The sequence below is a fragment of the Fulvitalea axinellae genome, from assembly GCF_036492835.1.
Lineage (GTDB): Bacteria > Bacteroidota > Bacteroidia > Cytophagales > Cyclobacteriaceae > Fulvitalea > Fulvitalea axinellae.
Genome location: NZ_AP025314.1, coordinates 1,641,384 through 1,663,015, shown reverse-complemented (window position 1 = coordinate 1,663,015; position 21,632 = coordinate 1,641,384). Strand labels below are relative to the sequence as shown.

General features: G+C 46.3%; 12 protein-coding genes. 5 read left to right on the top strand and 7 right to left on the bottom strand.

The genetic code is table 11. From position 1 onward, the window contains the following. Positions 1 to 37 precede the first annotated feature (37 nt). The 5 genes from AABK39_RS06745 to AABK39_RS06725 all read left to right on the top strand — a co-directional run bounded on the left by AABK39_RS06745 (position 38) and on the right by AABK39_RS06725 (position 14,479). Entirely contained in the window at positions 38 to 1,498 is a 1,461-nt protein-coding gene (locus AABK39_RS06745; protein WP_338394154.1) for a type III PLP-dependent enzyme domain-containing protein, read from the top strand. A 153-nt stretch (positions 1,499 to 1,651) separates the two neighbouring features. Further along, the gene (gene dnaN / locus AABK39_RS06740) at positions 1,652 to 2,785 is read left to right on the top strand and encodes a DNA polymerase III subunit beta (protein WP_338394153.1); all 1,134 of its coding nucleotides are present in this window, start codon (positions 1,652 to 1,654) and stop codon (positions 2,783 to 2,785) included. Positions 2,786 to 3,000: 215 nt separating this feature from the next. Further along, the gene (locus AABK39_RS06735) at positions 3,001 to 12,129 is read left to right on the top strand and encodes an HYR domain-containing protein (protein ID WP_338394152.1); all 9,129 of its coding nucleotides are present in this window, start codon (positions 3,001 to 3,003) and stop codon (positions 12,127 to 12,129) included. 5 nt (positions 12,130 to 12,134) lie between these two features. Beyond that, positions 12,135 to 13,130 carry a PorP/SprF family type IX secretion system membrane protein gene (locus tag AABK39_RS06730; protein WP_338394151.1) on the top strand — a complete coding sequence of 332 codons (996 nt, stop codon included), beginning with the start codon at positions 12,135 to 12,137 and terminating at the stop codon, positions 13,128 to 13,130. Continuing rightward, positions 13,130 to 14,479 carry an OmpA family protein gene (locus AABK39_RS06725; RefSeq protein ID WP_338394150.1) on the top strand — a complete coding sequence of 450 codons (1,350 nt, stop codon included), beginning with the start codon at positions 13,130 to 13,132 and terminating at the stop codon, positions 14,477 to 14,479. The genes AABK39_RS06730 and AABK39_RS06725 overlap by 1 nt, the downstream gene beginning before the upstream one ends. Positions 14,480 to 14,591: 112 nt before the next feature. On the opposite strand, the gene AABK39_RS06720 is transcribed toward AABK39_RS06725, so the two are convergent. From AABK39_RS06720 to AABK39_RS06690, 7 genes are all read right to left on the bottom strand, one after another. Next, positions 14,592 to 16,154 carry an NAD(P)/FAD-dependent oxidoreductase gene (locus AABK39_RS06720; RefSeq protein ID WP_338394149.1) on the bottom strand — a complete coding sequence of 521 codons (1,563 nt, stop codon included), beginning with the start codon at positions 16,152 to 16,154 and terminating at the stop codon, positions 14,592 to 14,594. Between the two features lie 113 nt (positions 16,155 to 16,267). Further along, complete coding sequence (locus tag AABK39_RS06715) at positions 16,268 to 16,993, bottom strand: RluA family pseudouridine synthase (RefSeq protein ID WP_338394148.1); 726 nt, start codon at positions 16,991 to 16,993, stop codon at positions 16,268 to 16,270. 10 nt (positions 16,994 to 17,003) lie between these two features. After that, a complete protein-coding gene (locus AABK39_RS06710; RefSeq protein ID WP_338394147.1) occupies positions 17,004 to 18,584 on the bottom strand; it encodes a peptide chain release factor 3 in 1,581 nt (526 codons plus the stop codon). 278 nt (positions 18,585 to 18,862) lie between these two features. Then, entirely contained in the window at positions 18,863 to 19,450 is a 588-nt protein-coding gene (locus AABK39_RS06705; RefSeq protein ID WP_338394146.1) for a TetR/AcrR family transcriptional regulator, read from the bottom strand. Positions 19,451 to 19,742: 292 nt separating this feature from the next. Next, positions 19,743 to 20,303, bottom strand: coding sequence for a DinB family protein (locus AABK39_RS06700; protein WP_338394145.1), 561 nt, complete (start codon positions 20,301 to 20,303; stop codon positions 19,743 to 19,745). A gap of 56 nt (positions 20,304 to 20,359) precedes the next feature. After that, positions 20,360 to 20,890: a Crp/Fnr family transcriptional regulator gene (locus AABK39_RS06695; protein WP_338394144.1), complete on the bottom strand. Its 531-nt coding sequence runs from the start codon at positions 20,888 to 20,890 to the stop codon at positions 20,360 to 20,362. Positions 20,891 to 20,944: 54 nt separating this feature from the next. Continuing rightward, complete coding sequence (locus tag AABK39_RS06690; RefSeq protein WP_338394143.1) at positions 20,945 to 21,583, bottom strand: HD domain-containing protein; 639 nt, start codon at positions 21,581 to 21,583, stop codon at positions 20,945 to 20,947. Positions 21,584 to 21,632: the final 49 nt, after the last annotated feature.

Sequence of the window (21,632 nt, the reverse complement as noted above, 5' to 3'; positions counted from 1 at the left end):
CTCTCCCGGTCCTCATCGCCGTTTTTATCATAAGTCTATGCTGGATTTTCGTCCCGCAACCATTACATTTGGTCGTTATACCCAATATTATTCATTAAGACAGAAAGTGAAAAACAAGTACATCGACCTAATCGAACAAACATTCGATTTTCCGCAACCGGAGTTCAGTGTTTCGAACCATGAGTTGCGTTTTCACGACATCCCTTTGATGGACCTCGTAAAACAATACGGATCTCCGCTCAAGGTTACCTACCTTCCTAAAATCACGGAAAATATACTTCGGGCCAAAGAGTATTTCGGCACCGCGATCCGGAAATCAGGCTACAAGGGGAAATACTATTATTGTTATTGTACGAAAAGCTCTCACTATTCTTTTGTGCTTCGCGAAGCGCTCAAGAATGACATACATATAGAAACCTCCTCGGCGTTTGACATCAATATTGTGGAGTCTTTGGCCAAAAAAGGATTGATAAGCAAAACGAATCACATTCTTTGCAACGGTTTCAAAATGCCTGATTACATCAGGAATATCGCAAACCTTATCAACGCTGGTTTCAGTAACACTGTACCTATATTTGACAATATTGAGGAGCCTGACAGTTTGGCTCCTTTACTGCAAAAACCATGTGACGTAGGTATTCGAATCGCTTCGGAGGAAGAACCAAAGTTCACGTTTTACACTTCTAGACTTGGCATAGGCTACCAAGACATTGTCCCTTTTTACAAAGAAAAGCTGAAGGACAACCCGAAGTTCAGGCTTAAAATGCTGCATTTCTTCATTAATACAGGCATCAGCGATTCGGCCTATTATTGGAACGAACTTGCGAAAAGCGTCAGGGTATATTGTGAATTGAAGAAAGTCTGCCCCGAATTAAATTCGCTGAACATCGGCGGTGGTTTCCCAACAAAAAACACGCTCGGCTTCGCTTACGATTATCAGTACATGGTCGATGAGATTATTCATCAGATAAAAACTATGTGCAATGCTGAAGGCGTTCCTGAACCGGACATTTTCACCGAATTCGGTTCCTTTACCGTAAGCGAAAGCGGTGCGCATATATTTTCCATAAAAGCCCAAAAAAGACAAAACGACAGAGAGCGCTGGGACATGATCGACAGCTCGTTTATGACCAACCTTCCCGACAGCTGGGCTATCAACTCAAAATTCATTTTGCTCCCTATTAATAATTGGGACAAAGAATATGAACGTGTGCTCTTGGGTGGCCTCACGTGTGACAGCGATGATTTTTACAATGCAGAACAACACGTAAACGCTATATTCCTGCCCAAAACGTCAAAAGAATCGCCACTTTATATCGGCTTTTTTCATACTGGCGCTTATCAGGATTCGATTGGCGGAGTTGGCGGTCTTCAACATTGCCTAATCCCTAATCCGAAACACGTTATTATAAACAAAACCCAAGACGGCTCCTTTACTTCCGAGCTTTTTATGGAAGAGCAGAAACCCGAAGATGTGTTAAGGATTCTCGGTTACTGACACCAATCGCAACGGCCTATTCATCCAAGCTTTTTTGATTTTGCCCAATTAGCTTGCATTTTAGGTTTTGATGTTGAATTTTAGATTGGGATTTTCGATTTTACGTAAAATCGACCTACTCTATTACCATAGAAAAAAACATAATCTGAAGATATGAAATTCATTGTTTCGTCATCAGCCCTCCTGAAACAGCTTACACAAATCAACGGGGCCATTACCACCAACCCAATCGTTCCGGTATTGGAGAACTTCCTTTTCGAAATCGACGGCGAAGCTGGAACCCTCACCATCACTGCTTCGGATTTGCAAACCTCGATGATCACTGTCATGGACGTTGAGGCAAAAGAGAGTGGAAACATCGCCGTTCCCGCCAAAATCCTCCTTGACACGCTCAAAAACCTGCCTGAGCAACCCGTAACTTTCTCGATTGAGGAAGAAACTTACAGCATTGAGCTTAATTCTGAAAACGGTCGTTATAAACTGGCCGGAGAAAACGCTACAGATTTCCCTCAGCCCGCCGCGCTTGAGAACAGTCAGTCAGTGACATTCTCGTCAGACGCGCTTTCGAGAGCCATCAACAACACCATCTTCGCAGTAAGCAACGACGACCTTCGTCCTTCGATGACTGGCGTATATATGAGTATCGGCGAGGAAGGAGCCACAATGGTAGCCACCGACGGTCACCGCCTTGTTCGTTACAAGCGAGACGACATAAATGCCGGTTACAGCGAAGCGATTATTATCCCGAAAAAGTCGCTTACCCTGCTCCGCTCAACATTGCCTTCTGAGGACATAGACGTTAAAATCGAATTCAATGACTCTAACGCCCATTTCGAATTCGGAGGCATGAGACTTATCTGTCGTTTGATTGACGAAAAGTTCCCGGATTATGAGAACGTAATTCCGCTTAGCAACGACAATCTCGTCGAATTAAGTCGCCTTGACTTGCTTAGTACGTTGAAGCGTATCGCTATTTACGCCAACAAAACCACTAACCAAGTCCGCCTAAGCATCACCGGCAGTCAGATCCAGGTTTCGGCGGAAGACCTTGAATTCTCCAACGAAGCGACCGAAAGCCTTACATGCAACCATGACGGCCAAGATATCGAAATCGGCTTCAATGCCAAGCTGTTGATCGAAATGCTCAACAACCTTGAAAACGAAACCATTACGGTCAAGCTGTCACAACCGAACAAGGCTGCGCTGATTATTCCTTCGGAAATCGAGGACAATGAAGATATTCTGACGCTGATTATGCCTGTAATGCTGAATAGCTACCACGCCTAATCCGTCAACTGACATTGATACTTAAAGCGGAGTTTTATACTCCGCTTTTTTTGTTGCCTAGCCATTAAAGGACTAACGAATCAAAAATCACATTCAACAAGATCTGTCAAAAAAAGCCTAGTTCTTACACCGATCACACTAAATCAAATCCAACAAAGGGTAGGGAAAATACTTTATAGGGTCAGTAAAATTGACAAGACTAACTCCCTAGACCCATGCCAAAGACAAGAATCATCTTGTTTTTACTATTCTCATTTTGCCTTTCCTTCCTTTCGTTTCACTCCAAAGGACAAGGCTTTGAGTACCCTGAAGGCTACACATACTGCGTGCCCACATCCGTCCAAACCATCGATGCCAAAATCACAGGGGTAACAGGCGGTAGTTTTTCCATTACGCCTCAAGGGCAAGGCGTTACGGTGAATCCCCAAACAGGTTCGCTGGTATTGGGCTTAAACGCGATTCCAGATTATTACACAATCACTTATACGTTTACAGACCAAGGCGTCTCCATCGCTCCAATTATCGGAGACTTAACCGACCCTTTGGGGACAGGTGACATGGCCGCCGGAGTCGGGAACGAAGCGAACCTCATCTATTTATCCACAAGAGGGACTACTCATAAACAAGACGGAGTTTATCTTGTCAGCTTGGAAGGTTCGCATGCCCGGTTGACAAAAAAAGCCTCCCTTCCTATCCGTTTGCCAGACGGAAGCGAACACACAAATATTCACATAGCTTTAGGACCTCCTAACTCTAATTTCAATAGTCGAATGTTCACAATGAACCCGAAAGGTCAAGTCGGGTATTTTGACATTAGCGACAATTGGAAATTCTATCCTTTAGGTTACGTAAATCATGGAGCTCCGCAATTGACTTTTGACAATGACAACAACTTGGTGTTTGCCAATGGGAGCTATGTATATAAGATTAGGGAAGACAATATCCACCTAAATGGCAGGAGCTTTAAAGACTACATTCCATCCGAACGCTTCAGAGTTGTCGACAACGGAAAATACGTCAGCAATATTACGGGCGGCGACGTAGTTTTTGATACGAAAGGCTATTTATATATCGCCGACAATAACCACTCTAGTAGCATTATCTACAAGTGCGAGTATAATTCGACCTTCAAGCGATACAATGTCATCAAAAAACTTACAGTCATCGGTGGCGTAACAGGTATGGCAATTAACGCTTCAGGATGTATTTATTATAGCGTTCAGGGCGCTCGTGAACTTAAACGGGTACATGGCCTAAACGATTGTGGCGTACCCGAATCCGTATCGCAAACAGTTAGAATAACCGAAAGAATCACAACCGCGGATTTTTCCTTCGACAAACCGGAATACTGTAGCCGAGATGACATTGCAATTGGAAAATTAGCTTCGGAATCGGCTTGGGGAGAACTGTCCTCAAGCCCTGCGGGCCTGGTATGGGCAGACCAATCTCTTTGCGCAGTCAATTTGGTTGACTCCAAACCGGGCATTTACAATATCACCAATCGTGTGAAAGGGTGTGATAATAAGGTTTTTACCAAAACGGTAACCCTGAATATATCCGGCAACCCAGAATTTGAAACCGATAATACTGAAATATGCGAAACCGATGTGGCCGACATCAAAAGCATAGTCCCTGATTACGATCAATTAGTGGCAACAATCGATTTCACTGTATACTCAGACTATGATTTGGCCGTACGTGGAGGAAGCGAAGGGCGAATTCCGCTTAATATGCTATCAGTCGGCATTCGGTATATCAGGGGAGAGGACCGTAACACTAAATGCTTTTCGGTAAGAAGAGCTGACATTTTCGGATATTACACCCCCGAAATCCTACAGATAACAACCCCGCCCAAACCCGTATGCGACGGTTCAGCGATTGACCTCACTACCATTAAGTTCACTTCGAATATTATTGACCAAAAAGAACTTACGCAACATTTTTATCTTGACGCTTCACTCACAATGCCTGTTCCCGACCCGGAAAACGTAACCGTATCAGGGACTTATTGGATGACCATCGAGGATAATTTAACGAGTTGCGTTTCGGAACCCGTGTCCTTTGACGCAGTAATTCTTGAAAAGGACAAAACAGACTTTTCATACCCGAATTTCTGCTCTAACACAACTGGAAGGCCTACATTAGATCCAAACACCGTACGCGGGGGCACTTTCACCTTCAGGGCTTCGTCTGACGACAATTTTGGAAACGTAATCGGATCTACCACCATAGACCCTAGCTCCGGAGTAATCAACAATTCGGTTCCCGGCACCCAATATGAAGTTCGTTACAGTACCGTTTCATCTCCTCAGCACATTTGTCCAAACGCATCTACGGCAACAACTACAGCTTTCGCATTGCCGGACGCTTCCTTCTCATATTCCATGGGCACGTTCTGTGAAAATGCCGGTAATCCCACACCGACAATAACGGGGGTTCCGGGCGGAAATTTCTCGGCGTATTCTGTCACAAGAAAAGGTAAAATCAAAATAAACAGTACAACCGGCCAAATTGATCTCTCCCAAACAGATCCAGGAACTTATTTCGTAGTCTATAAGGTTAGCTCAAACGGTTGCGAAAATCAGTCGGAAACGCAAGTGACGATTACCAATAGCACTTCACCGGAGTTTTCGTATCCGCAAACAGCCTACTGTCAAAAGGATCCTAAATCTGTGGCTAAGCCTAGTTTCCAAGGAGGTAGCGCAGGTGTTTTCACCTCTAGCCCTGAAGGGTTAGACATTGACCAATCTACTGGCATCATTACGCTTAAAGCCAGTCAACCCGGCACGTACACCATAACTAACACTATTCCGCCCCAGAGCGGTTGCTCGGAAGAAAGCGCCACATTCACTCTCGAAATTCTTGAGTCTCCCGATGTTCAAGCAAAACAAACTATAGAAGTTTGCCAAGGAGAACAAACAGTTAATATCGCCGACCCGAAATACTTCAGTGGTGACTTAACCGATATCCGACTCACATTCTATAATAAAAATACAGGCAAAGAGCTTCCTTATGCAGATGGAAAAGTCATAGTTCGTGAAGGGGTCTACTTAGTTGTAGCCACTAACTCGGAGTCATGCGGAGAGTACGAGACTATGACGGTTATGGCTATTCCGGATCCTGAACTCACATTGGTTTCCCCTCCACTCCCCACCTGCGCTACTGAGACCCATAACCTTCTTGAACTAAATATCTTCTTTGACCCTAAAAATCCAGATGGGGATGATACAGGAAATCTATCATACTACGGCGATAAAGACGACGCCTTCAAAAAGCAGAACCCTTTAACTGATCCATCCAGCGTACCCGGAACTCCACAAGGCAAAGATTACTTTGTTAGAGCTGATAATGCGGAAGGTTGCTTTACTGTTATTCCCGTTACCACAGTCACTCACGACAGAGACGACCCCGGCTTCGTATTAAAAGATTTCTGCGAAGGCGAAGACAACCGCGCCCAGGAGATACAAACTCCGGGAGGCCGATTCAGCTTTGCAGGGTTGAGGCTTTTGTTTAACGCCGATATGGCTGAAATCGATCCCATTACAGGCATGATTTCCAATGGAAAAGCCGGCGAAACCTATCAAGTAAAATATATTACAAGCACTTCTCCCGAAAATCCGGAAACGGGAGTTTGCCCTGCCGACGCCACTAATTCGGTCAGCGTTTTAGAAAACCCTGACTTAGTAATAAACAACCCCGCCCCAGTCTGCGCACCAAACAAAGCCGACCTTTCCGATCCAGCAATTACTGCCGGAAGCTCCGCAGGAATAAGCGTTTTGTTATACTACCGCACAGAAAACGACGCTAGAAATAAAACAAACGCACTAACCGAAGCGGAATATAAAGCTGTTGACGCCAACACATACTACATTAGGGCAGAATTCCCCAACAATTGTTACTCTATAAAACCTGTCACCGTCACCTCGAACCCAGAAGCATCATTGGGATTGGGTATTACGGATGACAAAATATGCGTCACTTCCACATATAAAGTGTCAGGTGTAGACGCTATCAATTATGAACAGGTGGAATGGACCCACAATGGGCAAGGGCTACTTGAGGATGCCGAAACCTTAACCCCAACATATGTCCCGGCTCTCAATGACGCAGGAAATACGGTCACCCTGACAGTCAAGCTAATCTCAAATCAAGGTTGCACCGCCAACCCAACAGGCGATATTGCCCTTTCCGTCACCCCACTACCAATCGTTACGGTAATCAGCGACTTTACAAACTGTTCCAACAACCCTGTGATTGAACTTTCAGGAACAGTCACCAACGGACAACCCGTATGGACAACCGACGGAAGCGGCTCATTCGAAAATAGCGCCGAAGCCACCACTAAATATTTCCTCTCCGCCGGTGACCAAAAGGCTACCGCATTAACATTCGTCCTTACGGGAAGCTCCCCTGACAAAACTTGTTCAAGCGTATCCCAAGACCTAGAAGTAACAATCGAACAACCAGCCGATCCGTTCTTCACGTATGGGCAATCCACATTCTGCTCTGGTGCCCCTAACCCGACCCCAACCGAAATCACAACAGGCGGAGGCACATTCTCAGCGCAACCAAACGGGCTCGTTGTCAATCCCGCCTCAGGAGAGATTAACCTCGCCTCTAGCACTCCGGGGCAATTCACAGTAAAATACACTTTGCCTTCAGGTTCGGATTGCCCAGCGCAAATACACGAAGTGATGGTTACGGTAAACGAAACCCCTGACGCCACATTCGCCTACGCAGAAAATAGCTATTGTAAAAGTGACGGCACCCCAGTTCCTTCCGCAGGTATGATCGGCAGAATTACCGCTACACCCGAAGGATTAGTGTTTGTTGATAACTCAACCGGAAAGATTGACCTTGAAGCCAGCCAACCCGGGCAATATACGCTAACCAATGAACTAAGCGCCGGAGGGTGCCTCGCCCCACCAAAAGCATTCGCATTAACCGTAAACAGCAATCCAGAGCTAATCACAAACAACCCCGCTCCCATCTGTATGGGAGAAACAATAGACCTAACCGCTCCCGACATAACGCAAGGAACCCCAAATATCGGCTCACTTACGCTTAGTTACTATCTGACGGAAGGTGACGCTCTTACCGGCTCCCCCGAAAACTTAGTTCCTGACCCTGAATCCGTAAATGGAGGAACCTACTATCTCAGAGCCCAAAATAATAAGGGATGCGCAAGTGTTAAGCCAGTTACGGTTATCCAAAACCCATTGCCTTCATTTACAGTAAGCAACCCTGAACCCGTATGCTCACCACTCACCGTTGATATAACCAATACAATCGATAGTGACGATGCCTCCGAAATCTACTACTATAACACTAGAGAAGACGCCGAGACAGACCAAAATAGGCTTACAACGGACCAGGCCGAAAACATCCCAACTACCGGTGATTACTTCGCAAGGATAATTACCGCATCAAATTGCTTTGACATCGGAACGATTAGCGTAATTGTCAACCCTAAAGACGACCCATCATTCGTTTTCAATAATTTCTGTTTCGGTTCTGACAACGGACCTACTGACATTACGACTCCCGGCGGTACGTTTGAACTGATTGGAGATATTCCTGGTCAAGCTACAATAAACCCAACCTCGGGTCATATCTCGAACGCCATGGCGGGTGCCACCTATTCCGTTCGCTACACCACAAACAACACCTGTCCCAACGACAATGTGGAACAAGTCACGGTACTAGAGCCTGACGACGCAAGCTTCACATTCCCTGATTTCTGTTTTGGCAATGCAGGAAAACCAAACTTTGTTGCGATACCGGGCGGAACATTCAGTTTAGTCGAAGATTCAGGCACCGCCTCTATCGATAGTGAAACTGGCGAAATCTCAAACTATGAAGCCAGCAGAACCTATATAGTCCAATACGACACAGACGGCGCACCCGACAGCCGTTGCCCTAACAGTACTCAAAAATCAGTAAACGTTCTGCCTGAATCGAACCCTTCTTTCAGAATAGATCCTTTCTGCGCTGACAATCCCGCTCCCGCAATCATTCTCGGAGACACCGAAGGGTCCTTCAAATTTGCCAAAGAACCGGGAGACGGGGCCTCAATCAACGTAGCCACCGGACTTATCCGAAATGCGGTTCCCGGGTCAAATTATCTTGTATCATACACCACTCCGGCCCCATGCCCTGAAGAAGAGATCAAGTCTGTCTCTGTCCTTCCTCTCACCGACGCCTCTTTCCGCTTCGCTGACTTCTGCGCCGGCGCATATAACGCGCCAACTGATATCGCCACCCCGGGCGGAGTATTCTCCTTTGCCAAACCAGTTGAAAACAACGAAACAATCGATGCGATAACGGGGGAAATAATGGGAGCAAAAGCGGGTGTCAAATATCATGTTCAGTATGCTGTCTCTTCCTCAAACTCGTCATGCGCAAACCAAGAAGTTAGGGAAGTAACCGCTTATAACGTTTTCCAATCTTGTCCTGAAAATATCATTATTAACAATACAAACCCTGGATCCTGCTCCGCTCAAGCCACTTGGACAGTCCCAGCCCTTTCTCCTGCCTGTGACAATCTCGAATTAACCAGTAATTACATTCCTGGTCATGAATTCCCTGTTGGAACTACTACCGTCATCTATTCGGCAAGACTAAATGAATCCGAACCTATAGCTACTTGCGAATTCAAAGTCACTGTTGTTGACCGTACTCCTCCTTTGCTTGAAAACTGCGGAAAAACTTTAACGTACAGAGCAGACGATAACCTAAAGTTCGAGATCCCTGATTTGAAAAAGGCGATGGATAATTGCGCCATCGAAACCATAACCCAAGATCCGGCTATGGGGACAGAAGTCGGTATCGGTTCATATATGGTCGCTTTATACGCTAAAGATATTGCGGGTAACGAGACTCGATGCATGCTTACATTAAATATCCTGCCTCCTGAAGGATTTGAGATAAAATGTCCTGATCCATTACGACTGGTAGCGAACGACGACGAATGTGCCGCTGAGGTTCCAAATCTGATTCCTGTATTCGAAAGGTTGAATCCCGGATTCTCCAATGTCACGCAAACTCCTGAAGCGGGTGGCTTATTCGGAATCGGGATCTTTGAAATAATGCTTTCGGCGGAGGACGCCTTAGGGAAGAAGTTCACCTGCGCAGTGGCCACAACCGTCGGCACCGAACCTCAGGCCGTTTGTAAAGACGTAGCCGTATATCTTGATCAGAACGGTATTGGGGACTTAAATCCAGAGGATGTAAATAATGGATCTCTTAGTCCTTGCATTGATCCGGACAGATTGGAGTTTAGCGTAAACCGCACAAGGTTTCATTGCGACGACATCGGTGAAACAAAAGTCACACTAACCGTAAAGAATGAATACGGATTCCTAGACCAATGCGTCACGACCATATTCATCGAAGACACCTTGTCTCCTATCACAAGAACAAAAGAGGCCAACCTTTATTTAGGCGAAGACGGAACTGTTACCCTAAGCCCAAGTGATGTCAATAACGGCTCTACCGACAACTGTGACAGGAATCTTGAACTTACACTTGACAAAACAGATTTCACCTGTAGTGATATTGGGGAGAATACGGTAACCCTAACTTCTAAAGACGAAAGGGACAGGACAAGTTTCGCTACCGCAATCGTCAATGTATCGGACACCATTTCCCCTAAACTCACATGTCCACCACCAATGGACCTAAAAGTGGATCCTGAAAACATTGACCTCATTTATAAGCTAATCGAGGAGTTAGAGCCTGAGAAAACGGTCGAGAACTGTGAGATAAAAGCTATTACGAAAGTTCCTGGCTTCAAAGTACCGATCGCTCATGGCGACAACCCCGTAACGATTCTAGCAGTGGACCAATCTGGAAATGAGGGCCGTTGCGAAACAGTCATCAGGGTCAACACGGGAGACATTGTCTTCCCTCCGTCTGAAGACGTTGAAGTACCACCCGGAGAATGTGTGGCGAAAGTACCCGATTTCAAAGAGCAAATAGAAGCCGAGAACCCCGGCTCCACAGTTGAAAGCCAATTTCCAGCGACAGGTGCTGAGCTTGCTATTGGTTCACACATTATTGTGATCAAAGGAACCGATGCCAGTGGCATTGCCTTTACGTTTGACCTTACGTTTAAGGTTGTTGACAAAAATCCGCCAACCGCCAAGTGCGTAGGCTCTCTTACCGTCACGCTACCAATGTCTGGCGAAGCTACGATTACCGCAAATGACATTGATGACGGATCATTCGACACTTGTAGTGGCGTATCCCTTTCGATAGATAAATCCACCTTCCAGTGCGAAGATATTGGTGACAATACTGTAACCCTAACCGTGACTGACGGATCGGGTAACAAGAGTACATGTGAGGCCACCATACTGGTTCAGCCTGAAGGAGGTGAGATTCTAAAAGGTTGTCCTAAAGACAAGATATCATTTAACGATCCCGGAGATTGTGGCGCCAGAGTATTTTGGGTTGAACCAACCCTATCGGTACCATGTGCCAGCATTACCTCAAACTTCAGATCGGGAGATTTCTTCCCTATAGGAAAAACAAAAGTCGTTTATACAGCTACCGCTGGAACGGAAACCCAACTCTGCGAATTCGAGGTCACAGTCATTGACAATGAGCGTCCGACCATCAGCTGCTCTGATTTGGTTGCCTGCCAAGAAGAAGTTACGGTGCCTAAACCGGAAGTCAGCGACAACTGCACTATAGTCAGTCTGGTGAATGACTTCAACGGAACAGATGACGCCAGTGGAAAATATCCTATCGGCGTGACAACAGTTAACTGGGTAGTTACGGACAGTGAAGGTCTCACTGCCAGTTGCAGAATGACTGTAGGTGTTTCTCCTGAAATCACCATAAAACTACAAGACCAAGATTCTGTCTTACTCGGCAATTCCATCACGCTTAGGCCTGAAGTGACAGGAGCGGATAAGTTCCGCTGGGAACCAAGCAGATACCTAGACGACCCTAATATAGAGTCACCGACTTCCACTCCTAAAGAGAATATCACTTACACCGTCTTCGCATGGAAAGACGGCTACCAAACCTGCGAAAAAGACGCTTCGGTATCTATTACGGTTATTGACGAACTGAACATTCCCAATGTCTTCACTCCAGATGGAGACGGCATTAATGATTATTTCGAAATCCAAGGCATAAACCTTTACCCTAATGCCAGGCTCCGAATTTTCAATTCCGTAGGGCATCGCGTATTCGAATCGACGGACGTCCACAACCAATATTGGGGTGGCGAAAAGAACAACAAAGACCTTCCTAACGTCAGCTATTTCTACAAACTGGAGCTTAACGACAATATAGGAACCGTATTGACTGGAATAATAACGATAATCAGGTGAGTGACATGAGAAGATGGCTATATATATTGATTTTCCTTCTATCCGCCCATACGGCTGTCCTTGCCCAAGGCATTGACATATTCTCGCAATACGCCGATAATCTTTATCTGGCAAACCCTGCTGCTATCGGGCTTTCGGACGGAATCGAAATCAACATGGCGGGTAGAACACAATGGGTTGGAATAGACTACTCACCCCAAAGTTATATTCTGGAAATCAATTCAAAACTAAACGGCTTCGAGCCCAAAACTTTCCCGATGGGCTCAATGCGTACAGGCACTCCACACCCCGCTTTGAGAATTCCGAAAAAACCGGGACAAAAGAGTCGTCCAGCTCTGGCTATGGAAGGTTATTTACGCTACGACGAATCAGGCGCATTCAGAACCACAACCGTCAATATAGGAGCTGCGGTACATTTTCCGTTCAGCAAAGGCCGTAGATTGGCTGTCGGACTCAAGTCTGGGTTTGGAGTTATGCAATTAATTGACGGACGAGCTAACCGCCTCATCAACCCGGACGACCCGACTTACAACCGTTTCCTCGATGACTTTGACACACGATATGAATGGGACCTTAGCGGTGGCGTATTTTTCTATACCCCAACTTACTTTGTTGGTTATGCGGTAAATAAATCATCCAGAAGAAGGTTCGCCACCGAAAGCAATAGTATCAAGCATATTTTCCTAGACCAAATGATAGTCGGTGGATACAATTTTGACGTCGGGCCACATGTAACGCTTCGGCCTGCGGTATACCTACAAATTATAAACCCGCAACCTGTTGACGTTGACGCAAACCTGACAGGGTTTTATGACAAGAAATTCTGGTTAGGAATTGGCTATAGAAGTTCTAAAGAACTGTATGCCCTAGCGGGCGCAAAAATCCTGGACAGAATCAGCATCGGCTATTCTTTCAGTATGATCCAAAATGGATTGGAAGACCAAAGCCACGGAACTCACGAGGTAGTTTTGAAGATAACCACAAAGAAGAAAAAGAAATAATGCGACAGATCCTGACAATATTTCTCTTTTGCGTAATTATCGCAATCTCTTTCGCTACTAAAAGTTCTGCGCAAAATCCGCTGACATTCTTCTCGGTAGAGCGCCTTGATATACCCCAAGAAACTCAGACTCCCAATATTCTCCCACTATTTGACAAAAAAAGAGGGATACTATACTACGTAAGTACGGAAGTCCGTAAAAAGAATGACACCGAGATCTTAGGACATCAGTTCATTAAGGCTTGCTCGGAATCTCCTGACAAACAATGGCTTCCTATCGAAAACGATATTGAGTCTCTCAATAATGAAAGGAACACTGGAGTAGTAGGGATCAGTACCGAAGGCGATACGCTTTACCTTTACGGGTCATATTCCCCAAAAGGCAAAGACGCTAACGGAATGTCGTACACTGTCCGTAGTGAAGACGGATGGGCGAAACCCACCCAAATAAATTTCCACGACAATTTCAGGCACGATTCCCTTTACAGCTTCTATATGCACCCTGAAGGAGACCTGCTTCTTATTTCAAAACCCCATTCGGACGCTAGCGGAGAAGACCTGTTTATTTCTCTCAAAAAAGACGGACATTGGAGTAGCCCCAAAAGACTTAAAGGAGCAAACTCCAAATACTTCGAAATCTCCCCATTTATAACCGACGACAAAACAACACTATTCTTCTCAAGTGACAGACCCGGGGGCGAAGGTGGAGCCGATGTCTATTATTGCACACGTCTTGACGACAGCTTTGAGAATTGGAGCGCTCCGATAAATCTGGGAGCGCCAGTCAACTCATCCGGTTTCGACGCTTACTTCAGCTATTATCCTGAAAAAGAGCTTGCGTATTTCGCCAGTAATAGAGACGACACCTATAGTCAAATATATACGGCCCACTCCACAATTCCACTTGCCGGCCAAGAAGAAGACACCTTGAAAGCGACTCCTCTGGCTCAGGGAAACACCCCACCTCCAGGTATTGTAAAATCACCGGCAAGTGGGCTTACAACTCTGCCGGTAATCGCTTCCGCTCATTTTGATTTTGATCGTTACAAAGTAAGAGTCAATGACAAAAAGCGACTTAATGAGTCTCTCGTTGAGTTTATGAAAAAACAACCAGACACTAAAGTCATGCTTGTCGGCTATACAGACAGCATCGGCAACATGAAATATAACCTTTTCCTTTCAAAGGAACGGTCAAACGCAGTTAAAAAATTCCTGATACAAAACGGAATTAAGGCAAATAGAATCAAGGCTTCTGGCGAAGGAGAAAGCAATCCCGTACGTCCGAATTCCACTCCCCAAGGGCGTCAGGCTAATCGACGGGTCGATATTTTACTTATGGAAAACAAATAAAAAAACCGGTTTTCAGATTATCGGGTCCCGGTCAATTTCAGACATAAAAAAGGGACCCCGAACCTAGGTCAAGCAAGGTTCGGGGTCTCTTTCCTTTTGCCACATCCGGGAATCACCCGTATATCTCCGCTATCTTTTCGGCGCATCTTTCGCCATCAATCGCGGCGGAAGCTATCCCTCCGGCGTAGCCTGTCCCTTCTCCGCAAGGGAACAAACGACTTACCTCCACATGCTCAAAGCTTTCCGGGTTTCTAGGCACCCTTACAGGAGACGAAGTCCGGCTTTCAACACCCACTATCTGGGCCTCATTAGTCAAATATCCTTTCATCTTTTGGCCAAAATGACGGAAAGCGGTTTTAAGGCGGTAACTAACCTGCTTCGGGAGTACGGAACGCATATCCACCGCATTCAACCCCGGTTGGTACGATGTCTCCAACAGGCTTGACGATTCTTTTCCTTCCACAAAATCCATCATCCTTTGAGCTGGTGCCACCTGGGTCTCGCCACCAGCTTTAAAAGCTCTTCTTTCCACCCTCTTTTGGAACTCCAGAGCCGCCAAAACTCCCTTGTCTCCATATTTGGCCCAGTCACTCTCATCGATTGCTACTACAATTCCAGAGTTCGCATATTTCGAATCACGGCGCGAAGGAGACATTCCGTTCACAACCACTTCGCCCGGCGCTGTCGCAGCAGGGACGATGAAGCCACCTGGACACATACAGAATGAGAAGACACCCTTTTTGTCGCCTTTGTAACTCACTTGGCTTACCAGCGAATAAGACGCCGCCGGCAACACTCCCCTATCCGAGCAGTGATACTGGATTCGGTCGATGAGATTTTGGGCGTGTTCTATCCTTACTCCCAAAGCGAAAGGTTTGGTTTCGATTTTCACGCCTTTCTCATGCAACAATTCATAAATATCGCGGGCGGAATGGCCGGTAGCCAACAAAACAGCCTCTCCCTCTATTTTGTCCCCCGCTTTCGTTATCACGCCTTTCGCCTCGCCGTCTTTTAGAATTATATCGGAAACACGGGCTTCAAAGATGACTTCCCCGCCAGCCCCGATAATACTTTCCCGCATGTCGGCAATGATTTTCGGCAACTTGTTGGTTCCGATATGCGGATGGGCGTCGGCCAGAATTTCCGGATTGGCCCCATGGGCGACAAAGATTTCCAGAATCCTCCGGAAATCTCCCCTTTTCTTTGCTCTTGTATAAAGCTTCCCGTCAGAATAAGTACCCGCTCCGCCTTCTCCAAAACAATAGTTCGAATCGGGATCAACAACGTGATCTTTGTTGATGGCCGCCAGATCCCTACGCCTAGCCTGCACGTCTTTTCCCCTTTCCACGATTACGGGCTTCATCCCTTTCTCTATCAACCGCAAAGCGGCGAAAAGACCGGCCGGACCAGCACCCACGATCACGACACGCTTGGCGTTTCGTACATCGGGATACGATTTTTTGTACCCAATAACCTCAGGTTCCTCATTGACAAATACATCCAACGCCACGTTGATCTTGACCTTCGCTTTGCGGGCGTCGACCGAACGGTTTGTCAAAACAACTTCCAAACGATCTCCCTCGACTAGTCCCAGCTTACGGCGGACATAGCCTTTTAGGTTTTCGGGATCAAAACCGACTTTCGGCGAAACGGTGTATTTCAGGGACTTTTTCATCACTCAATTGCTTAGGGAAAGGAAAAACGCCGAACGGATTCTGCGGAAAAATTCCGTTTCCATTCGGCGTTCGGTAATCTTATCTGTGACCGGAAAAACCGGAACCAAGTTCGTTAATAATACCTATCAAGGTGTTGGTCTTTGAACTTTTGCTCTTCAAACTCCAAGAACTGCTCCCAGAACTGGGTTTTAGGAACTCCCGCCCGAATATACATTTTCTCTTTCTTCACCGGATGCTCAAAGAAAAGGTTCTTCGCATGAAGGCAAATCGATCCGTCCAGGTTCGGTTTGTGGAAACCGTATTTGATGTCTCCCCTAATCGGGCAACCCATCGCTGCCAACTGAACCCGAATCTGATGTGGACGCCCCGTATGCGGACGTACCTCCAACAGATAATGGTCGTTCATTTTTCCAAGAACCTTATACGTCAGCTCCGATTTCTTCGCTCCATCCACCGGCTCGTCATAAGCCGCCGTTACGTTCCGAATCGGATCCTTAGTCAGGTAGTGCGTCAGTTTTCCTGTTTTTTGTGGCGGACGCTTCTTCACAATCGCCCAGTAAACTTTATGAACCTGCTTTTTCTGGAACATTTTGTTCATCCGTTCCAAAGCTTTGGACGTACGGGCAAACATTACCAAACCACTTACAGGCCTGTCAATACGGTGTACGCAACCCAAGAAAACCGCCCCGGGCTTATTGTACTTTTTCTTGATATAATCTTTGCAATAATCCAGCAAAGGCTTGTCGCCGGTGGAATCGCCCTGCACAAGCACTCCAGCTCTTTTATCGACAATCAGCAAGTGATTGTCTTCATATATGACTCCGAAAGGTTGTCTCATTTTCTCTCAATTAAAATTCCGAAGTGGAATGGAACTGGATATCGGGGAAGTTGTCTTCCACCATCCGCAACCAAGCGCGGGTCTCGGCCATAAACACCAATTTCCCGTCTTTGTCCTTGGCTATGTGACGGTATTTCGACTTGACGAACTCGTTGAGTTTCGCGTCGTCATCGCTGGAAATCCAGCAGGCTTTGAACAGGTTGATCGGCATAAAGTCAACCGACGCTCCGTATTCGTGTTTCAAACGGTGCTGAATTACCTCAAACTGAAGCGCACCTACGGTTCCAACCACCTTACGGGCTCCCATTTCGAAGGTAAACAACTGCGCAACACCTTCTTCCATCAGTTGGTTAATACCTTTTTCCAACTGTTTGGTTTTCATGGCGTCTTTGTTCACCACTTCTTTGAACATCTCCGGCGAGAAGCTAGGAATCCCTTTGTACATTCCTTTTTCCCCTTCCGAAAGCGTATCTCCGATTTTCAGGTTGCCTGTATCGTAAAGGCCAACGATATCCCCCGGATACGCCTCGTCCACGATTTCTTTCTCCTGGGCCATAAATGCGGTGGCGTTGGAGAATTTGAATTTCTTATTATTCCTTACGTGCAGATATCCTTTGCCTCTTTCGAATTTCCCGGAACAAACCCTCAAGAACGCAATCCTGTTACGGTGTTTTGGGTCCATGTTGGCGTGAATCTTAAAGATAAAGCCCGAAAATTTGCTCTCGTTCGGCTCAACCTCACGCAGTTCGGTTTCCCTTGGCTTTGGCGAAGGAGCGATATCGATAAAACAGTCGAGAAGCTCGCGAACACCGAAGTTATTAACGGCACTACCGAAGAATACTGGCGCAACCTTGCCGGCGGCGTAATCTTCCATACTGAAATCGGGGTAAACCGACTCGATCAGCTCGACATCCTCGCGCAATTGCGCCGCGTCGTTTTCCCCAACGAGTTCGTCTAGTCGCGGATCGTTAATGTCCTCGATTTTGATCGTTTCGTCGTCAAGACGCTGTTTGCTTGACTGAAACAGCACCAAGTTTTTCTCATACAAGCTGTAAACACCCTTGAAGGTCTTACCCATGTTGATCGGCCAGCTCAGCGGACGAACCTTGATGTTCAGTTTCTCCTCAACCTCGTCGAGCAAATCGTAAGGATCCTGCCCTTCGCGGTCGAGTTTGTTGATGAAACAGATCACCGGAGTGTCGCGCATACGACAAACTTCCATCAAACGCTCGGTCTGTTCCTCCACGCCCTTCACGCAGTCGATCACCATCACCACTGAGTCCACCGCCGTAAGCGTACGGTAGGTGTCTTCGGCGAAATCCTTGTGACCGGGGGTGTCAAGCAGGTTGATTTTCACATCCCTGTAATTGAAGCCCATCACCGACGTAGCCACCGAGATACCCCTTTGTTTCTCGATCTCCATCCAGTCGGAGCGCGCGTGCATCTTGATCTTGTTCGACTTCACGGCCCCCGCCGTCTGGATCGCTCCACCGAAAAGCAACAATTTTTCCGTCAACGTGGTCTTACCAGCATCGGGGTGACTGATAATACCGAAAGTCCTGCGTTTATCGATCTCCTGATCAAATGCCATGGGTATAAAGTGTTTCCAGGTTCCTTGTATAAATTTGAAAAACGCCTAAGCGCCTAATAGTGAACGCCAGCGGCGAAAAATCCTTACGGACAGAGGCCAGAAAATGCCAGTCGGCAAAGGTAAGGAAATATTTCCATCTTGGAAAAGGCGGGCAGAACGGGTTTGGAAAAGTTCGGAAACGAAAAAAGTTTCTCTTTATGAGAAAGGCATAAAAAAAGCGACGCCAACGCTTCGCTTTACTTTAAATCTTGAATTCTCCCCGCGAATAGAGGGCACACTTACGTGAGCAATTTTGAAGAAAACAATTTCGATGCCTTGACAAGCTTGTCTTGATCGATACTACCTTCGGACGATTCCAAAGAATAACGCACAATTCCGAAAAAGCCGGCCACCATCACCTCACAAAACCAATCCAGCTCACTACGGTCAAGCACGGTGAATTCGCCCGTATCTATGCCGTCCTCAAGAAGCCTTTTTATATAATCCCGCTCAAACTTCCTCAAATAATCGAAACGCTTGTAAGAAACCGCACCGCCGGTGAACCAGTCGCTTTGGGACAAGCGGTAAAGGTTTCCTTTGTTCACCATCTCTTTGTGATATTCAACAAGATAAGTTTCGAATTTGGAACAAAGGCTGTCTTCTTTATCCACCAAAGCTTTGACATGCTTTCGCAAATCCTGTAATTCTTTGCGCAAAACCGCGTCAAACACATCGTCTTTGCTCTTGAAGTAATGATAAATCGTGCTTTTCGCCCTTCCCGACGACGACGCTATCTCGTCCATCGTCGTTTTCTTCATACCGTAACGCTGAAACAGTACCTGAGCGTGGGCAACAATCTCACGCCTTACATTTTCGTCCAAAACCATACGCGCACAAACTAATATCTTACAATCATCGTAAACGAACGGGCTTACGGTCAATTCGTCCTAGCCTCTATGAAAAAGCGAATTGTCCATTCCATTTTACGCAAACACCAAAGCCCCAGAAGGATATGGTTGATTAACAAATATAAAGCGCATAGGTGAGTTTAAAAACCTCCTTCGAACAAATTACGATGAGGCAATCGGTTGCCTGGCCATGAACCCAAGGCGGTATAAATACAAAAAGCGCCTTCGAACGAAGACGCTCCCTTAGTTTCTCATTTACAGAAAGAAAACGCTAACCAGCCTCCGACTTTTCAAAAAGCGACACCGCATTTTTCGCCTGAAGAATATGCCTTTCGTTATGATAGACCACCACCCGGAAAGTGTCTCCCAACTTTAGTTTCACCAATTTGGAGATGCTAATCGAAGTCTTTGTTTTTGTTAACGAAACCCTTTTCGCTTGTCGCAAAAGCTCTAACAACATATCTTGTTGCCGTATAAACTTATCCAAAACGATCATTTCCAAAACACTTCCGGAAGGATCCATTTTTCGGAAAGTTTTTATCTTTTTTGTTCCCGGCAACATCATTTTCGCAAAATAATTGCCCAGCCAACCGCTCCTGAATTCCGTTTCCTTCACAACCTTGGCCTGATTTATCCGGGCCCCTATCTCCGGCAGATAAAAATCGCCGTACCTGTTCAAATGCTCAAAGGATTCGAGAGCGCTCCATTTATCCGGTTCCGGCTTTTGATTTAGCGTTTTCAACGGCCAGTTTTTCATCGCTTCCGCCTCTTGCCTGTGTCCGCGGACCATCGCTTCCAATTCGCCCAACAGTTCTTCGGATTTCATCTTCATGATTTCTTTTTTTTAGGCAATATCGGCGCGGGCGGGAGAATAAACCTTGATTGAAATCAACACTTTTTCATTCGCGAAAGCGTCTCGGGCGTCATCCGCAGATAAGAGGCGATATACTTATGGGGCACTTCCTGAAACAATTGCGGGCTTCGCTTAAGCACCCTTTCGTAACGCTCTTTTGGAGAAGACGTGAGCAAATCCCTCTCACGTTCCATCTGTTGGCAAACCAACACTTCCAACAAACGTCCGTAAAGCTTTCTCATCGAAGCGGAGGTCTCGATAAATTTTAAAAAAGCGTCTTTTCTGATAGACTTCAGCTCGCAGGCCTTCAGGGCCTGAATAAAATAAACGGTGGGTTCCACAGCCATATAAGAATCGAGGGCGGTGATAAAGGAACCCCGATAACCGAAACGCACGCAATGCTCGTCTTCGCCGTCGGTCATAAAGACGCGCAAACTGCCGCTCTTCACATAATAAAGGTCCGTTTCCACATCGCCGGGAAGGCTGAGAAACTCGCCGCGGCGCAACGTCTTTTGGCCCGTCCAAGAACCGGAAGCGCTTATGTTTTCGGCAAGGATATCAATCATTATACAAAAAAGTCTTCTTGTATTCTTTACGCTTTGATTACCGCCGTTCGACGCTTAAGCGTAAACGGTGTTAAGGTCTTCCCATTCACGGGTAATGTTTTCGCGCGCGTACTTCTCTAAGCGGTCGCGCATCAACGTTGTTTTGTAAATGGCGTCCATACCCAGGAAATGCTCCAAGACCTTTTTGCGCGCGGGACGATAAAGAAAATCGGGATAAAGCGAATATTCCTTCCTTATATTAAGCGCGTACCTTTCGTATACCGAAGGCTTATCGCCCAATACGGCCAAATCCAAATCGCACAAAGCGTCTATATCATGGTCGTCGGCGAAGGTGTGGCTTTTGGTTGCCCTGATGTTTGTGGCGCAAACCGTCGCCCTTTCGGGTGAAATGCCAAGCGACAGAAGTCTGTTTTCGGCCAGTCTGGCGCTTCTTTCCTCGTTATCGGTCTTGATTACGGAATAAACTATATCGTGATAAAAAATCGAGAACTGGAACATTTCGAAATCCTTGATACCGTAACGGACCAAGGAAAGATTCTCGAACATATATTCCAAATGCGACAAGTTATGGTACTTCCTCCTGCTGGAAGAGTGACACGTTTCTATTTCGTTCCATAAACTTTGCTCCAAGTCCTTGTCTTGGCTAAAAGTGGAAAACAGCTTCTCAAATTGTTCCCGCAAACTAGCTTCCATACACTTCAAAGTTTTGGTTAATCACATCCAATAACGACTTTCGCTTTCA